This is a genomic window from Chryseobacterium sp. C39-AII1 (assembly GCF_039672645.1).
Classification (GTDB): domain Bacteria; phylum Bacteroidota; class Bacteroidia; order Flavobacteriales; family Weeksellaceae; genus Chryseobacterium.
The window spans coordinates 293,565-311,775 of sequence record NZ_JBDFPQ010000001.1 but is presented as its reverse complement, the minus strand read 5'-3'; the positions used below and the strand labels follow the sequence as shown (position 1 = coordinate 311,775).

17 protein-coding genes are annotated in these 18,211 nt (G+C 32.3%); all 17 read left to right on the top strand.

The annotated features are described in order from the left end of the window. Positions 1-44: 44 nt before the first annotated feature. Positions 45-935, top strand: a complete 891-nt coding sequence (locus ABEG63_RS01300; protein WP_346582357.1) for a hypothetical protein — start codon at positions 45-47, stop codon at positions 933-935. A 147-nt stretch (positions 936-1,082) separates the two neighbouring features. Then, complete coding sequence (locus ABEG63_RS01295) at positions 1,083-1,361, top strand: co-chaperone GroES (protein ID WP_039369684.1); 279 nt, start codon at positions 1,083-1,085, stop codon at positions 1,359-1,361. A gap of 30 nt (positions 1,362-1,391) precedes the next feature. After that, complete coding sequence (locus ABEG63_RS01290) at positions 1,392-1,751, top strand: four helix bundle protein (RefSeq protein ID WP_346582355.1); 360 nt, start codon at positions 1,392-1,394, stop codon at positions 1,749-1,751. Between the two features lie 55 nt (positions 1,752-1,806). Further along, positions 1,807-3,432, top strand: coding sequence for a chaperonin GroEL (gene groL / locus ABEG63_RS01285; RefSeq protein ID WP_346582353.1), 1,626 nt, complete (start codon positions 1,807-1,809; stop codon positions 3,430-3,432). Positions 3,433-3,891: 459 nt separating this feature from the next. Beyond that, entirely contained in the window at positions 3,892-5,427 is a 1,536-nt protein-coding gene (locus ABEG63_RS01280; protein WP_346582351.1) for an SIR2 family protein, read from the top strand. A gap of 933 nt (positions 5,428-6,360) precedes the next feature. Next, a complete protein-coding gene (locus tag ABEG63_RS01275; RefSeq protein WP_346582349.1) occupies positions 6,361-7,185 on the top strand; it encodes a kelch repeat-containing protein in 825 nt (274 codons plus the stop codon). Positions 7,186-7,230: 45 nt separating this feature from the next. Then, complete coding sequence (locus ABEG63_RS01270; RefSeq protein WP_346582347.1) at positions 7,231-7,449, top strand: T9SS type A sorting domain-containing protein; 219 nt, start codon at positions 7,231-7,233, stop codon at positions 7,447-7,449. A gap of 132 nt (positions 7,450-7,581) precedes the next feature. Then, on the top strand, positions 7,582-8,394 hold the full coding sequence (locus ABEG63_RS01265) for a helix-turn-helix domain-containing protein (protein ID WP_346582346.1): 813 nt from the start codon (positions 7,582-7,584) through the stop codon (positions 8,392-8,394). A 69-nt stretch (positions 8,395-8,463) separates the two neighbouring features. Next, positions 8,464-10,137 carry a hypothetical protein gene (locus tag ABEG63_RS01260; RefSeq protein WP_346582344.1) on the top strand — a complete coding sequence of 558 codons (1,674 nt, stop codon included), beginning with the start codon at positions 8,464-8,466 and terminating at the stop codon, positions 10,135-10,137. Between the two features lie 29 nt (positions 10,138-10,166). Then, positions 10,167-10,802: a hypothetical protein gene (locus tag ABEG63_RS01255; RefSeq protein ID WP_346582342.1), complete on the top strand. Its 636-nt coding sequence runs from the start codon at positions 10,167-10,169 to the stop codon at positions 10,800-10,802. Positions 10,803-10,871: 69 nt separating this feature from the next. Next, a complete protein-coding gene (locus ABEG63_RS01250; protein WP_346582340.1) occupies positions 10,872-11,966 on the top strand; it encodes a hypothetical protein in 1,095 nt (364 codons plus the stop codon). Between the two features lie 55 nt (positions 11,967-12,021). Then, positions 12,022-12,417 carry a hypothetical protein gene (locus tag ABEG63_RS01245; RefSeq protein WP_346582338.1) on the top strand — a complete coding sequence of 132 codons (396 nt, stop codon included), beginning with the start codon at positions 12,022-12,024 and terminating at the stop codon, positions 12,415-12,417. A 327-nt stretch (positions 12,418-12,744) separates the two neighbouring features. Continuing rightward, positions 12,745-14,808 (top strand): M48 family metalloprotease, encoded by a 2,064-nt coding sequence (locus ABEG63_RS01240; RefSeq protein ID WP_346582336.1) that lies wholly within the window; start codon positions 12,745-12,747, stop codon positions 14,806-14,808. A gap of 22 nt (positions 14,809-14,830) precedes the next feature. After that, positions 14,831-15,787, top strand: a complete 957-nt coding sequence (locus tag ABEG63_RS01235; RefSeq protein ID WP_346582334.1) for a DUF2157 domain-containing protein — start codon at positions 14,831-14,833, stop codon at positions 15,785-15,787. After that, positions 15,777-16,850, top strand: coding sequence for a DUF4401 domain-containing protein (locus ABEG63_RS01230; RefSeq protein WP_346582332.1), 1,074 nt, complete (start codon positions 15,777-15,779; stop codon positions 16,848-16,850). Before ABEG63_RS01235 ends, ABEG63_RS01230 begins: the two co-directional genes overlap by 11 nt. Continuing rightward, on the top strand, positions 16,837-17,325 hold the full coding sequence (locus ABEG63_RS01225; RefSeq protein ID WP_346582330.1) for a GDYXXLXY domain-containing protein: 489 nt from the start codon (positions 16,837-16,839) through the stop codon (positions 17,323-17,325). The genes ABEG63_RS01230 and ABEG63_RS01225 overlap by 14 nt, the downstream gene beginning before the upstream one ends. Positions 17,326-17,414: 89 nt before the next feature. Beyond that, positions 17,415-18,158 carry a hypothetical protein gene (locus tag ABEG63_RS01220; protein ID WP_346582328.1) on the top strand — a complete coding sequence of 248 codons (744 nt, stop codon included), beginning with the start codon at positions 17,415-17,417 and terminating at the stop codon, positions 18,156-18,158. The last annotated feature ends 53 nt before the right edge of the window (positions 18,159-18,211 follow it).

Here is an 18,211-nt window from a genome sequence, read left to right as displayed (position 1 = left end):
CTTTTTTTTTAGATTTGCTTCCGATAAAAAACTTTAAAATATCCATGAAAAAACTTAGCCTTTTATTGCTGTTTATTCTTTCTGCACAGAACTTTTTCGCCCAATCTTTACAATTTTACACAGGAAAAAGAGATTTTATTCCTATTGAAATTTTAATGGAAGACGGAAGTACGAAAAAAGGATTTGCACAAGATTTTATGCTTCCCGATGTAGCAACTTTCAGCATCATGGGAAAAGGTCAAAAATATGCGAATCTGGACAGAAAAGAAGTAAAATTTAAATCTTCTAAAAGTGATGCTCAGGTACAATTAATCCCTGTTTCGGATATTAAAAGTCTGCTTTATACTAATGAAGAAACGCAGGAACAATTTCAACTGGATAAACGTCTTGTAAAAGAAATCAACAAAGATCAGGAGCTGGAATCTGAAGGAAAAGTCTTGATGCTTCCTTTGATGGAAAAAGGAGCCATCAACCTTTACGGTTACCGAAGCATGATGTGTAAGGCAGATTTTGGAAATAATTTCGCGGCAGGTTTTAACGGAAACGAAGACAATTGTCAGTTGATGTATGTAATGATTTATTTGAGTAAGCCCGATGATACGGTTGCTATCGCGCCTGTCGATTATCCTTCGTTGAGCGCTTTAGATTTATTCAATCTTAAAACATTATACAAAAAGTTTTACACAGCCTACGAAATGATTGGAGCCGACTGCCCTGAATTTCTAAAAAAAGTGGATGAAGCAAGACAAAAAGATTATTTCTCGAATAAAACTTTTAAGGAAAAGAAAAGAGCAACCGATGATGAAAGAAAAGCAGCCTTGAAAGGAAAAAAAGGAGCCGAAGCATCAAGAATTAATATGAAATACAAATCAGAAACATACACTGATATTTATAAAAAATTAATCGACGATTACAAAGATTCTTGTCATAAATAAAATACAAGTCACCTCAAAAACAGGTGACTTTTTTTCTGCCAAAATTTCCACTCCCGGAAAATAAAGTCTGCCATTTCCGTCACGAACAATCGATGGCACGCATTTAGGGAATTACAACACAGAAATAATTAAAAAATTAAATATATTATGTCAGTAAACTTTAAACCATTGGCAGACAGAGTTTTGGTAGAACCAATCGCTGCAGAAACTAAAACAGCTTCAGGTATTATTATTCCAGACACAGCAAAGGAAAAACCTCAAGAAGGTACTGTAGTGGCAGTTGGTCCAGGTAAAAAAGATGAGCCTACAACTGTAAAAGTAGGTGACAAAGTTCTTTATGGAAAATATTCAGGTTCTGAATTGAAATTAGAAGGAAAGGATTATTTAATTGTAAAAGAAGGAGATCTTTTAGGAATTATTGGTTAAGCAGTAGGCTTTAGGCTATAAGCAATAGGCATGAGAGACTACAAAAGATACGATACTTGGAAAATCGCCCATGAGTTGGTAAAAGAAATTTATATTGTTTCTGAAAATTTTCCTAAATCTGAGCTTTTTGGTTTAACCTCTCAAATAAGAAGAGCATCTGTCTCTATTCCAACAAATATTGCTGAAGGTTGTGGAAGATCAACCGATAAAGAATTTGCAAGATTTTTAGAAATAAGCTTAGGTTCAACAAACGAAACTGAATATTTGCTTCTTCTTTCTTGCGATTTGGGTTTCACATCCGAAGATAAATTATCAAGCCTTAATCCTAAACTGAATTTAATCAGACAAAAAATTATACAACTTAGAAAAAAATTATTAAATAATAATTAACAGCTTAAAGGTGAAAAGCTTACTGCTTACCGCCTAAAGCTTAAAGCTTAAAACAATGGCAAAAGAAATAAAATTCGATATTGAATCAAGAGACGCTTTAAAAAGAGGTGTTGATGCATTGGCTAATGCAGTAAAAGTAACTTTAGGACCAAAAGGTAGAAACGTGGTAATCGAAAAATCTTTCGGTGCACCTCACGTAACTAAAGACGGTGTTTCTGTTGCAAAAGAAATCGAACTTGAAGACAGAGTAGAAAACATGGGAGCGCAAATGGTAAAAGAAGTGGCTTCCAAAACTAATGATATCGCAGGAGACGGTACTACTACCGCTACTGTTTTGGCACAGGCTATCGTAAGAGAAGGTCTTAAGAACGTAGCTGCAGGTGCAAACCCAATGGATCTGAAAAGAGGAATCGACAAAGCAGTAACGGCTGTTGTTGAAAACTTAAAAACTCAGTCTCAAGCTGTTGGAGATTCTACAGATAAAGTAAAGCAAGTTGCTTCAGTTTCTGCTAACAACGACGAAACAATCGGTGCTTTGATCGCTGAAGCTTTCGGAAAAGTTGGTAAAGAAGGTGTGATCACGGTAGAAGAAGCTAAAGGTATCGATACAACGGTTGACGTTGTAGAAGGTATGCAGTTTGACAGAGGGTACCAATCACCATATTTCGTGACTAACCCTGAGAAAATGTTAGCTGAACTAGAAAATCCATATATCCTTTTAGTTGAGAAAAAAATCTCTTCAATGAAAGAATTACTTCCAGTTCTTGAACCAATCGCTCAAGGTGGTAAATCTTTATTAATTATCTCTGAAGAAGTTGAAGGTGAAGCTTTGGCAACTTTAGTGGTAAACAAATTAAGAGGTTCTCTTAAAATTGCTGCTGTAAAAGCTCCGGGATTTGGAGACAGAAGAAAAGCAATGTTGGAAGATATCGCAATCCTTACAGGTGGTACTGTAATTTCTGAAGAGCAAGGTTTCACAATGGAAAATATCACTATCGATATGTTGGGAACTGCTGAGAAAGTATCTATCGATAAAGACAACACAACGATCGTAAACGGTGGTGGTGAAGAAAGCAAAATCAAAGGTAGAGTTACTCAGATCAAAGCTCAGATGGAAACATCTACTTCTGATTACGATAAAGAAAAACTACAGGAGAGACTGGCTAAATTAGCGGGTGGTGTTGCAGTTCTTTACGTAGGTGCAGCTTCTGAAGTTGAAATGAAAGAGAAAAAAGACAGAGTTGATGATGCACTTCACGCTACAAGAGCAGCAGTTGAAGAAGGTATCGTAGCAGGTGGTGGTGTTGCTTTAGTAAGAGCTATCGCTTCTTTAGAGGCTCTTTCTGGTGCTAATGCTGATGAAAATACAGGGATCAAAATCGTAAAAAGAGCAATCGAGGAGCCATTGAGACAAATCGTTGCCAACGCAGGTGGAGAAGGTTCTGTAATCGTTGCTAAAGTTGCAGAAGGAAGCGGAGACTTCGGATACAACGCTAAAACTGACGAGTATGTAAACATGCTTGAAGCAGGAATCATCGACCCTACGAAAGTAACAAGAGTTGCCCTTGAAAACGCAGCTTCTGTTTCTGGAATGCTTCTTACAACTGAATGTGTAATCACTGAAGTGAAGAGCGCAGAACCAGCTATGCCAATGGGTGGTGGAATGCCAGGAATGATGTAGTAGCGTGTCGCTAAGACAATTTAATATACTAACCGTTCTACGTTGTAGGGCGGTTTTTTTAGATTATAGTTTCTCGTAAGAATCAGTTAGGACATATGAATGTATACGTATAAAAAATTGGAAAAAGAAATATTAAAAGAAGCTATTAATTCATGGAGACTTTTTAAACTTCTATTAACAAATGATATTAATCTATATTATTGCGGTGATGAATATTGATTTTGAAAGTATTCATAAGAATTTGATATTAAAAATCCTGAACATTACTAAAAAAAACATCTCTTTACCACACATACCCTTCCAACATTGATTCAATAAAGAATTATTCTTTTAAAAATAATTTAAAGTGTAAAGATTGGAGAGTGAAGTTTTTTGAAGACAAAAAACTGTTAGAAATGAGTAGAGTATGTATAAATTGTTTACTTTTGATAGACAAACTATTAACATTTAAACTAAAATATGTTCATTGATGATATTCTTCTTAAAATTGGTACTGGGCAAAACAATTTTTATGAATTTAAAACTTTTGTATTAAATCTATTAAAAATTCATTTAAATGATGAAAATAAAAAAATAAGGTACATTGAAAATAATAGAACCCCTATAGATGCAATAGCTACTGAAGGATTTGATAAATTCAATGGCGCAACGATTATTGATATAAAATTAAATTTTGGAAAACTTCCCGTAAGGTATTTTTTTGGAAAAAATTTCACATTCTTAGATGAATTGTTAAACTTAGAACCTAAATATTATTTGATAATCCATGCAAGACCTATTAGTGAAAATATTAAACAAAAATATCTTGAAGAATTAAAGTTACTTAATAGCAATTTGGAATTTATCATTTGGGGGCCAGAAGAACTAAACAAAATTGCTTATAAGCATAGAACAGAAGTTAAAAAAATTGTTGATAATATTTTTTCTTTAAGAATTGAGCAAGTAATAGAGAATGAAAATATTGATTGGAAAGATGATCGAGAGAAAATTATTTTGGCGCTGATTGATACGTATAAAAATAGACAGTTTTCTTTATTTTTAGGAGCAGGTGTATCAAGTAGCGCAGGAATGCCCAATTGGGGTAAACTACTAAATTCTTTATTTGTATCATATCTCACTAAGGAATTCAATAGTACTGATAATATATCTGATAATGATATAAACGAAATTGTTGATAGATTAAATGAAATAGATGAGCAATCAGCGTTAATGTCTGCAAGATATTTAAGAAAAGGACTCTCAAAACAATCAACAACAGATGAAACATTTATTAAAACTATAACAAAAGGTCTTTATGAGCTTAGAGACAAGACAAAAGAAGAAAATTCTGAACTTTTCTCTAATATTACTAATATTTGTATGCCAAGACAAAATGGTGCACGTGTAAAATCAGTTGTTACATATAATTTTGATGATTTATTAGAAAAAAACTTAAATCTGAAATCAATAAAATATCATAGCATCTATACAGACAATGAAAATCCAAATCCAGATGAATTACCAATATACCATGTTCACGGATTTTTACCTCAAAATAGAAATACGTATCAAGCATTAGATAAAACTACTTTAGTATTTTCAGAAGAAGGGTATCATCATATATACTCAGACCCATACCATTGGTCCAATCTCATTCAATTATATAATTTAAAAGAAAATAATTGTTTAATGATTGGCTTGTCCATGACAGACCCAAACCTAAGAAGACTTCTTGACATTTCCGCAAAAAATGTTGAACAAAATCGACATTATGCATTTATGGGACGTCTATCTTTAGATAAATTTATATATCAGGAAATTGATGAAATTGATGAAAATGGAAAAAAATCGAAAATAAAAATCGAAAAAATTAAAAATAGGAAAAGTGCAGAAATTTTTCTAAAACGGCATCATAAATTAAATGAAGAGATAATGAATGAATTAAAAGTTAATATTATATGGTATGAAGATTATGAGGAAATTCCTAAGATTTTAGAAAGAATAAATAATGAATAAAATTTAATTATAAAGAAGCTATTTTCAATTCTAAAGTATACCCCCTTCTGTTGCCAGCGTCTCGCTCGTATCAATAAATTTAAAAACCGCTCAATTCCAAGAGAGGTTTTTCATTTTAAAACAACCTCGATAATATTAAGAACAGATTATAAATCCGCAGGATCTAACATCCAAGAGTAGCAATAAAAGAAAAGAGAAATTCAATATTCTTTCAGTTAAACTTTATCTTTTTAAAATCTCATTTTATATTATAGCAGTGTAGATTAATATTCTTCCGTTATAAAACAACATTCTTGCAATGTCATTCCTCTTTTTTACAATGTAGTTTTACATTCTTGCGATGTAAGTTCACTTTGTTGCAATGTCATTCCACTTTTTTACGATGTAATTTTACATTCTTGCAATGTAACTTCACTTTGTTGCGATGTCATTTCGCTTTTTTACGATGTAGTTTTACATTCTTGCGATGTAAGTTCACTTTTTTGTAATGTCATTTCGCTTTTTTACGATGTAGGTTTACATTCTTGCAATGTAACTTCACTTTGTTGCGATGTCATTTTACTTTTCTACGATGTAACTTTACATTCTTGCAATGTAACTTCACTTTGTTGCGATGTCATTTCGCTTTTTTACGATGTAGGTTTACATTCTTGCAATGTAACTTCACTTTGTTGCGATGTCATTTTACTATTCTACGATGTAGTTTTATATTATCTCCAGCTGGTGCTCATATCAATCAATATAAAGCCGCTCAATTGTAAGAATGGTTTTCCATTTCAAAACAAACTCGATATTGAAAATTCACAATCCGTCACTTTTCCCTATCTTTAAAACCAAATCCCAACACCATTGAAAACAAAATCATTCCTCCTTTCAATTTTCGGCTTATTCTTCGCAAATGCACAAACCCTAAATTTCAAACATCTCTCAGATATGTCTATCGGCAGAGGAGCGATAAGCAGTGTCATTGTAGATGATAATATATATGTGAGCAATGGTTATAAAAGTACTGATGGTAATGCTAATTTTATCGAGAAATACAATATTAAAGACAACCGCTGGAGTATCATCAACTCTACGCTGTTTCCCAAAAGATTCGCCAATTCGGAGACTTACGATAATAAAATTTATATTTTTAACGGTTGGGGAAATAGCCATCTTGAAATTCTAGACCTTGAAACCAATAAAATAACGAAAGGAGCTGTTAATCGAGCCTACACAGGAAATGCAGGTTCCGCCATCCACAACGGCAAAATATATACGTTCGGCGGCAGCGGACTAAACAATGCTGCAACCACTGTATTTTCCAATAGATTCCAATACTATGACATTGCTTCAGATACATGGAATCCATTACCCGATATGCCCACAGCCAGAGAAACAAAAGGCAAAATTGTGAATGATAAGTTGTATGTCATCGGTGGTTTTAACGGTACGTCGTCCCGTTTGGTCAATGTTTTCGATCTCAACAAAAATCAATGGACTGAACAGTATACGATGCCTGCTCCGATTTCCGGTCATTCATTGGCGGTATCCGGTAATAAGATTTTTATTGCTGGAGGGTATAATAATCAAACTTTTCTGGCCTATTTTGATACAGAAACCAATAAATTGCATCAGTTATCATCCAATATGATTCCCAGAAGACATGCTGCTGCAGAAATTTATAACAATAAATTATACATCGTTGGCGGAAGTACGACGTCTTCAACCAAATCTGCTCTTAAAAGCATTCAGGTTGCCGATATTAGCGAATAAGCACTTTCTACTAAAAATACAGATGAAGATGTATTTAAATCAAAAGTGTATACCAATGCCCAAAGAGACGGTTTCGTGATCAGCAATAAAAACAACAGCAACCAGTTTGAATTTACTGTCTATACAATGGATGGGAAAGAAATCTGGAAAGACGTTGCGTATTACAACAAAAATATAGATTTAACAAAAGTACGTCGCGGAACTTACATTTTTACCTATAAAAATGAGAAAGGAGAATTACAGAAGATTAGAGTTATGAGATAAGATTAATAGACCGGAAGAAGGAAGCTTGAGGTTAGAAGTTATTTTCCCTCGAAAACGAGTCTTTTTATACTCGAATTTTTAGCAAAGAATTGAGTACAAAAAAATTTATTAATTTATTTTTGCTAGTGTAAAATGCAGGAAATATTTAAAACATTCAAGCCAAGACATTCTACCATAAAAAAATATGTAGATTATTATTATTTGGATATTAAACCAAATAATAAGGTGACTGAATATGATTGCTTTCCTCATTTCAACAACACAATTTCGCTGTATCAATCTCATATTCGGGCAGAAAACGGAGAAATTATTTTTAACGAAAAAGCTAAACCCTTTCAGATTTTCACCCCGATTCGGGAAAAGGTACTGCATGTGAAACAGTCGGGGAAAGTGTATAGAATCGTTCTTGTTTTTCATCCGTTGGGTATTCAGCAGTTCTATAGAAACCTCAATTTCGCTGATTATATTCTTGATGGTGAATTTTTTAATGAAGCTGAATTGCATGAAATTTTCTCTACGACAGATACAGAAATTCTGGTCAATTCATTAGATTCTATTTTAACCAAAAAATTTATTTTATTTAAAAATACAGTTATAGAGCAAACTCTTCAGTTTATTTTTAATGCAGAGGAAAATTTTTCGGTGGCACAAGTTTCAGAAAAAGTAGGAATCAGCAGGCAACACCTTAATCGTGTTTTTCAATTACATTTAGGCGTTTCCGTTAAAAAATTCTATGAAATTGTACTTTTCAGAAATACCATCCACAAAAAATTGTTTGAAAATCCTGATGAAAATTTCACGACGCTAGCACACGAATTTAATTTTAATGATCAGTCACATTTCAATAAAATTTATAAAAACCTGACGCAAAAATCCCCTACAGTATTTTTCAACAAAGGAACAATCTTAGGAAAAGAAGATACATTCTGGCATTTGGAACCTTAGCTCTCATGTTCCATTTTTACAAGTTTTTGTGAGTTTATATTTTTAGTTTTGTCTCATTAATTAATAGTCATGAGATTTTACGTCACCGTATTTTTGGTTTTGTCTTGTTTTTTTACAAAAGCACAGGAAAATTATTCATCCTTAACGAGAAAAGCATTGGAAAGAATGTGGAAAGCCAAAACGGAACAGGATTATCAAAAGGCGTTAGACATGTACGAAAATGCCTTTGCAACATATCCCGATCATATAGACGGAACTGGTCTCTATAAAGCTTCGGTATTGGCTTCTGAATTAAAAAATAATGATAAAGCCTTTCAATATTTAACACCTTTGGCCGCGATGAAAACCACAGAAGACGGTTATCCGGGCTGGATTTATTTAGCCGGAAAATATTCGGATGGAGAATATAAAAATCTATTGGCAGACCCGAGATGGAAAGATTTGAAACAAAAGGCACTCCAGGATAAAGAAAATTTTTATCATGATTTAAAAGAAAAGGAAAACGAGTTTTATAGCATCAATCCAAATGATTTGAAAGGTATTCAAAATCCGGAAGCACTTTATAAAGCCATTAGGAATTTCAATCCATATCAGGTTAAAAAAGATCGGGACTATTCTATTTCATTTAAAATAAATAATTCAGCCACCACATCGTATTTCATTCATTTACCTAAAAATTATCAGCCTGAAAAAAAATATGCGTTGCTTTTTTTCCTGCATGGTGCCGTAAAAAATAATGCGCTGACAGATTATCAGTTCGCCAACGGAAATTTAGACGGTTGGAACCGATATTACACCCAATATGCAGACCAAAATAATGTGATTCTCGTTTTCCCTAAAGGCAGTAAGCAATACAACTGGATGGCTCCCGACAATGGATTTTTTATGGTTCCCGAAATGTTGAAACAAATAAAAAAAGCCATTAATATTGATGATAATAAAGTTTTTATTTCAGGGCATTCCAATGGAGCTACAGGTTCTTTTTCGTATCTGATGAAAAAGCCTACTCCGTTTGCTGGCTTTTATGGATTTAACACCTATCCCAAAGTTTTTACTGGAGGAACTTTTGTGGAAAATGCTAAAAACCGTTCGTTTATCAACTTTTCTACGGATGAAGATTATTATTATCCTCCCAATGCGAATGATGATTTTACGCAACTGATGAAAAGTATTTCCGCAGATTATAAAGAATATCGATATAATGGATTTCCACATTGGTTTCCACAATTTGATGAATCAGAACCTGCTTATAAAATTCTTTTTGATGATGTAATTCAACGAAAGAGAAATCCTCTTCCTAAAAAAATTTCATGGGAATTTGATGATGAAAAATATGATGCGATCGACTGGATTTCAAATATAAAATTAGATACTGTAAACTCTTATCAAAAAAATAAAGAATTAAACTTTAAAATCACCAAATGGCTGGAATACGATACAAAAGACAGTTTACAAACGAAAATTGTGAACAAAAATGCTTTTGATTTTCCGAGAAAATCGGCAAAAATAAAAGCGGAATTTCATGATAATACTTTCCAATTAGAAACGTCCAATATTTCTTCTTTATCAATCAATATTTCACCTGAAATGGTTAATCTCAAAAAGAGAATTAAAATTTATGTCAACGGAAAATTATATTTTAAAAACAAAATAAAGTATAATCGTGAATTTATGTTGAAAAACTTTGAGAATAATCATGACAGAGAACAGGTTTGGATGAATTGGGTGGAGATTGAGATTTAATACTTAAATTAGTTTTTTTATTTTAAACCATGATCTCAACCAAAAACCCTTCACTTTTACCCTCTCCACAACAATTAAAAACCATCTGCAAAGCTATCTCTGTTTTAGATGCTATTTTATCGCAGGAATGGGAATATCGTTATTATTCTTACAACAACCAATGGTCGGATCATGAAGAGTTTTTCGAAATGCGGGACGGTTCGGGAGATCAAATGCTTATTTTATTTCCACAAAATGGTTGTGTGATTAATGGTTTTGCCCACGAATATCAACAACCTGACAAACATAAATTAACAGCTAACTTACCTCAAGTTTTTCATGAATTTATTTTTGGAGAACCAGTCAATTCAATTGGAACAACATTTTGTTTGTGGACAACTCATGAAAACCATTGGCAAACAGGAGAAATTGAAAATAATGAAGATTCTTCTGAAGAAATGTTGAATATATTTGATGGAAATCCACAAACTTACATCGACTGGGCAACAGAATATTTTGAAGATAGTTATAATGAATCCGGAATTCCTTTAGAAACGGTCACAAAAATCTATAACGGAGAAATAGTAACCAAAGAAATGGTTTTAAACCTCGTTGACGAGCTGGAAGATTGGGAACAACTGGAAAATGATCTTCAGGAAATTGGCTATCCTTATCGTTTTGATTAATAAAGAAACATTTAAGCTATATTTACTCTCAAAAAGCATAAATTTAATAACCATAATTCAAAGCTACGAATGGAGGACATTCTTAAAAATTACGAAAAAAACATTCCTAGAAAGCACAGTATAGCTTTTACGCCAAAATATGAAGAACAATTCAGAACAGATGTAAATGCAATAGTATTTATTGCTATCGCAGAGAAAGCATTTGAAAGATTAGGCTGGGAAGTTGTTTATAAAGATGATAATTGTATTGAAGCCCAACGAAAGGAACAAACTTTGATGAATGAACGCTACACAGAGGCTATTATTGCAACTTTTAAACATGGTAATATTTTTGTAAAAAGTCAATCATTAGGCAGCGAATTTTGGGATTTTGGAAAAAATTCTAAAAGAGTAAAACTATTTATTTTCGCTTATCAGGAAACATTAAAAAGTTTTGACAGGCAATCACTGAAAGAGCTTGAAAAAGAAGTACAAAAGGAAAGAAACTGGGAACATTATATCATTCCTGAAACGTTACCCCAGCCCATCAAGGCAAAAGAGCCTAACATTACACTTCCTGTTGTTGGCGGATTAATTCTTTCCTTAATTCTTGGTTTTGCTATTGCCTTCATTTCAAATAAAGGCTTATATTTTATTGGCTTGTTCGAATTCTTAGTAGCCATAACCATAGCTTTTATCATGAAATATTTAATTAAACTTTCTAATTATACAGATTTCAATAAGCTTCAGTATTTACTTGCAGCTATGATTATTCTCATATATTTATCAAATCAATACTTTCAATATGAAATAATTTTGCGTGAAAATAATTTAGAAAGAATTGGATTTGGCAACTTCCTACAAATAAGATTTACACAAGGTTTTACAATAAATAAAATCAATCTGGGATGGTTTGGTTGGGTGCTTAGTTGGATTTTACAATTAGGATTAACAGGAGTTATCCTTTATCTGAGAATGGTTTCCGTTTTAACTAAATATTTTATTGAAAGAGTGCCTTTTGAAGTCACAGATTTTGCTTATTATCATGCATTACAAGAGAAATCTGAGTCTGAAATTAGACACGAATTAGCTAAAAAAGGCTGGACAGATAAAAGAAATCAAGATGAAGTTTTTGAAGCAATTGGAGGATTTCAAACAGCTCTTGAATTAAACAGAACAAAATAAAAATTCTCTTTAACTTTAATAAATTCTTGCTCAATATTTTCTCAAATTATCCACAATGAACGCAAAACTCGACACCACTTTATTCTACGTAAAAAATGTAGAATTAATCAAAAATTTTTATGTTGAACATTTTAATTTCACAATTCTTGAAGAAGATTCTTCTTGGGCATTGTTGAATGCAGGTTCGTCTCATATTGCATTTCATAAAATTGGCGAAAAATATTTACAAAAAATTTCAAAAGATCATCAGCTTGATAATAATACAAAACTGATATTCGAGATTGATATTGACATCCTTTCGGCTCGAAACGAATTACTTTCAAAGAACGTAAGAATGCGCGAAATAAAAACTTTTGAAAATTATGATTTTTGGTTGTGCGATGGCTTAGATCCTGAAGGAAATGTTTTTCAATTGAAAAGCAGAAAACAATCCGGAAGTAAAAATTATTAACTAAATATCATTTTGTCGATAAATATCTACAACCAAAACGAAATATATCTACATCTTTTATTATGTTCATAGGTATTTCAGAAACTATCTTTGTAACAACAAATAAGACAACTATTAAAAAATTAACCTTTTGATTCTTCATTAAACACAAATGATGAGAAAGAATCAAAACCCTCCAATACACACAAATGATAAAATCCCAAACCTCCGCTAAAAATGTCGGAGGTTTTGTTATTTAAGCAACAAATCAAACCTCTGGGCTTACCTTTTTCAATTCTAAATCAAGCAGTTTATCATTTTTTCTTATTATTGTAAAAAATTATTTCCATGTACATTCAAGTTTCCGAAGATTTCAGGAAGAAAAGCAAATCTGCCATTTTCGCGATCAGCATCTTCATTATCGTTTATATTCTCATGTTTCTTTTCACCATTTTGCTGGCGATGGCATGTATTGGTGTAGGAATATGGCTGATTGCTATTAAACCTATGTTTGTAACGATAATGCTCGGCTTAGGACTTGCGGGAACCGGACTTTTCGTATTTTATTTCATCATTAAATTTTTGTTTAAAAAACATATTAATGATCGAAGCTATCTCACAGAAATCACCAAATCTGACGAGCCGGAACTTTTTAAAATGATTGATGAAATCGTAAAAGAAGCCGGAACCGATTTTCCCAAAAAAGTATATTTATCATACGATGTTAATGCAAGTGTTTTCTACGATTCCAGTTTTTGGAGCATGTTTTTTCCGATTAAAAAAAATCTTACCATAGGCGTTGGGCTAATCAATACCTCAACAAAACAGGAACTGAAAGCCGTTCTTTCTCACGAATTTGGTCACTTTTCGCAACGTTCGATGAAAGTGGGAAGTTATGTGTATAATGTGAATAAAATTATTTTCAACCTTGTAAATGATGATGAGTCTTATCGAAATTCTATTCAGCAATGGGCTAATATGAGCGGATATTTTTCACTTTTTGCTATGTTGGCGGTTTTTATCACAAGTAAAATCCAGTGGGTTTTGGTAAAGATGTATTCATTTGTGAACATCCGTCACATGGCACTTTCCCGAGAAATGGAGTTTCATGCCGATGAAGTTGCTGCCAATATTGCAGGATCAATTTCGTTGGAAGAATCTTTGTTGAGAATCGAGCTTGCCGCAGAATCTTATCAGAAAGTAATCAACTTTTACGAAAACAGAATTTCAAAAAATCAGGGAAGTAAGAATATTTATAAAGAACAGTTTTTTGTAATGAATTTCCTTGCGAAACAAAGAGAAGTGGAAACCAAAAACAATCTTCCGAACGTAAAACTTTCTGAATCCAGCCTTTTCAACAAATCAAAATTAGTCATCGAAAACCAATGGGCATCGCATCCTTCTCATGAAGAACGTATTGCAAGACTTCGAAACCTCAACATTGTAAAAGAAGCAGAAAATGAGCCCGCCCGAAATATTTTTAAAGATTTTGCTACAACTGAAGAAAAACTTACCACAAAATTATTCTCCAACGTAAAATATCAAAAAGATAAAATTGATCTTGATTTCGAAACATTTACTTCAGAATTTGAAAAGCAATTCAAAAAAGATTCATTTGATACAATTTTCAACGGGTATTACGACAATAAAAACCCGGATTTTAATGCTAAAGAAAATCTAGCAGCAAGTGATATTTCGTTTGAAGAATTGTTCAGCAAAGAAAAAGTAGAACTGGTGTACACTTTATTGGCACTCGAAAGTGATAAGAAAACGATTGAAGCTGTCATCAGTAAAGAAATTCCTTTGAAAACATTTGATTACGACGGAAAAAAATACAAAGCCAACGAAGCCACAAAATTAATTCCACAGATCGATCATCAAATTTCAGAATTAAAACTTCAGATCCTTGAAAATGATTCTAATATTTATACGTATTTCTTAAAATCTGCTGAAAAATCTGGCAAAAAGCAAGAATTTGAAACTGCTTATAATAGTTTTGCCGCTTACGATAAAGAATATGAAGATCGTTTTAAAATATATACAGAAGTCGCTGCAGCCACAGCATTTATCAGTGAAAGAACACCTTTTGAACAAATTTCAATCAACTTTAAAAAATTAAAACCATTAGAAGAAAAATTGAAAGCTGAAATTCTTCCTTTTCTCAATAATGCTTTATTAACAGAAGATCTGGAGGAACAAACCATCAAAGATTTAAGATATTATATTGAAAAAGACCTGATTTATTTTAATAATGATCAATATCTGGATACGCATTTGCAATATCTGATGAGTGCTGTTAATTTTCTGCCGTATTTTCTACATAAAAAATATTTTGTAATGAAAAAAGAGCTGTTATCAATGATGAAAACTATTGAAAATAAGCAAACTGCAGAACAGTCTAGTTTTAATTAAAATAAAGAAAAACACCAAACACATGAAAGATATTAAACGGGAAGATATTCATCTCATCAATCGCCATCATACTATTTCGGAGCAAGCGATTGATAGGGCTTTAAAGGAAAAAATTTACAACGATTTGGAAAACTGGAAAAGATTTCTCCGTCTACTTTTGATGACGTTGGGAATAGGTTTTACCACCGCGGGCATCATTTTCTTTTTTGCCTACAATTGGGCAGATCTTCACAAGTTTGCTAAATTAGGATTAACAGAAGCGCTTATTATTTTAACCACCATCATCGCTTTACTTCCCAAACTCAAACGCAGCACACGAAATATTATTCTTACAGGATCTGCATTTTTAGTGGGCGTTTTATTTGCCGTTTTCGGACAAATTTATCAGACTGGTGCGAATGCTTACGACTTCTTTTTGGCATGGACGCTGTTTATTACTTTATGGGTTCTGGTTTCCAACTTTGCGCCGCTGTGGCTGCTGTATTTAGTATTAATCAATACCACATTCATCTTGTATTCGCTGCAAGTGGCGAAAGAATGGCCGGAAATATTTGTAACCGCTGTTCTCTTCGTATTCAACAGTTTGGTTTTGATTGCCTCTATTCTGTTATCAAAATATAAAAAAATTGAGAATGTTCCGAGTTGGTTTACGTATGTTTTGGGATTGGCAATTGCTGTTTTCGGAACCTTCGCAGTTATTATCGGCATTTTAGATACATATCAACCATTATTTCCGGTTTTAATGACGATCGTGATTGCAGTTTTTGTATTGGGAATCTGGTTTGGTTTAAAATCGAAAGACGGCTTTTATCTCGCGGTAATTCCGTTAAGTTTTATCATTATTATTTCCGCATTGCTTTTCAAGATGTCGGAAGATATCGGAATGTTTTTATTAGTCAGCATTTTTATTATTATCAGCGTGACTTTGGTAATTATGAATTTGATTAACCTTCAAAAAAAGTGGAAAAATGAAAACTAAAGAAGAAATAAAAGCATTCACAGATTATCTTCAGACAAAGGAAAACCGCGAAATTCTTTTTAACGAAGATGCTATTCTGGCAGATTATCAGAAAAATGACAATCATCAGTCTTTAGCGATAAAAATACTCTCTATTTTTGGCGGAATTTTAGCAAGTTTAGCATTCATCGGCTTTTTGATGTTGGCGGGATTGTATGATTCAGATTTTGGATTGATATTCTTTGGGGTTATTTCACTTGGTTTCGGAATCGGAATCAGCAAAGTTCATGACAAAATTATTATTGATACATTGAGCATTTCTGCTTACATCATTGGTTTTATATTGTTAGGATTCGGACTCGAAAAAATGGAAGTTCATGAAAATATCATTTGCTGTATTTTTATATTGATTTCTTTAATTTCGCTGTGCATTGTGAGAACTTATATTCTCACCTTCATCTCGGTTTTAATGATTAACGGTGCTATTATTACACTGCTTGTTTCTAATGAATTTTTTGGATTTGTTCAGCTTTATACTTCTTGTTTGGCAATATTGTTGGCTGTTTTTTATGTAAAAGAAGCGAAATTCATTACTTATAACAGTATCTTTTCAAAGCTATATGATCCTATTCGTATTGCGTTGGTATTTTCATTTTTATCTGGATTGATTATTGTGAGTAAAGCTGATCTTATTGAAACATCATTTGAAGATATTTGGATCACGTCTGCATTTTGTATTATTTCCATCATTTATTTGCTTTCTCATCTTTTTGAAATTTTAAAAATTCATAAACGGCAACATAAAACAGGAATTTACATTTTAACAGTAGTTTTACTTTTGTCAACTATTTTATCACCCGCTATTTCAGGAGCGATCTTAATTATTCTGCTCAGTTTTTTGGTGAATTACAAAACCAGTCTGGTCATCGGAATTATTGCCTTTATTTATTTTATTTCCCAATACTATTATGATCTTCATTTTACCCTACTTACCAAATCTATATTACTATTTTCTTCGGGTATTTTGTTTTTGGGACTTTATTTATTAACCCACAAAAAACTGAAATCTGATGAAAAAATATAAATGGCTTATCATTCTCTTCAATCTGATTATTTTACTGATTTACTTTAATTTTTCGGTATCAAAAAAGGAAGAACTATTAAAAAACGGAAAGCTTGTTTTGCTTCCGTTGGCTCCTGTAGATCCACGTTCGCTGATGCAGGGTGATTATATGAGTTTACGTTACAGCATTTCAGAAAATATCGGCGCACAGAATATTCCTAAAAGAGGTTTTTGCGTGGTTCATTTAGACAAGAATGGAGTTGCCAACAAAGTTCGTTTTCAAAAAGAAAAGCTTCCTTTAAAAAAGGGCGAATATTTAATTGAATATACCTCATCCAATTCCTGGAACGTGAATATCGGGGCAGAATCTTTTTTCTTTCAGGAAGGTGAAGCCGAAAAATATGAAAAGGCAAAATACGGCGGAATAAAAATTGACGAAAACGGAAATAGCCTGTTGATTGGTTTGTTTGATGAAAAATTGAAGGAAATAAAATAATTATTAATCTAAATTTTAGATTAAGATATTAAAAACTCCGCAATACTATTATTGGCGGAGTTTTTGCTGGAATGGAGAAAATTTTAGCCATGAAAAAAATCCTTCTGATTATTTTTAGTTTTATCATCTCCTTATCGTATTCTCAGAAAAAAGATATTACAGGAATTTATGGTGAAGGTCTTATCGGAAAATTTAATCCGTATGGTACCTATGTGGAACTCAAAGCAGATTCTACATTTGTTTATAATATGTTAGGAAAGAAATACACCGGAAATTGGGAGCTTTCCGAAGATAAAGTTCTGTTGAATCCCAAAATTAAACAAGAGTTTGCAAAAGTAACAATGAAAGAATCTAAAATAAATTCTGATTCTATTGCTATTAAGATCAATTATATTCCGGCTAAAAGTTCAGACAGTTTACAATTCAGGATGGCAACTGTTTATTTTGATAAGAAAAGAGATTATGTAAATATCCTGAAAAGTCCATATACAAGAAATTGTGGTTGGGCTCCAATTGTTAGAAAACAACATATCCTGAACAAAGAAAATATAATTACTGTTTCTAAAAGAGATTTTTCAAAACTGCAATTCATAACTTATAATCTGAAGGAAAAAATTGCCTTCAAAAAGCAAAATACAGATTCTAATTTTTTTGAATTTCAAATTGAAGATATTCTTTATGATGATACTATTAAAGATAGCTTTCTAATTCTCGACGGAAATTATCTGCATTTTCCAAATAGAAAAGGTAAAAAAGACGTTATGCAAATGCCACTAAAAAAGAAAACAATATTTAAAAAAAATCCTTTACAGATAAGGATTCCCGTAAGGTAATCTGCTCCTCTTGTTCTACTTTTGATATTCAATTTTTTGATTATTAAAAATAA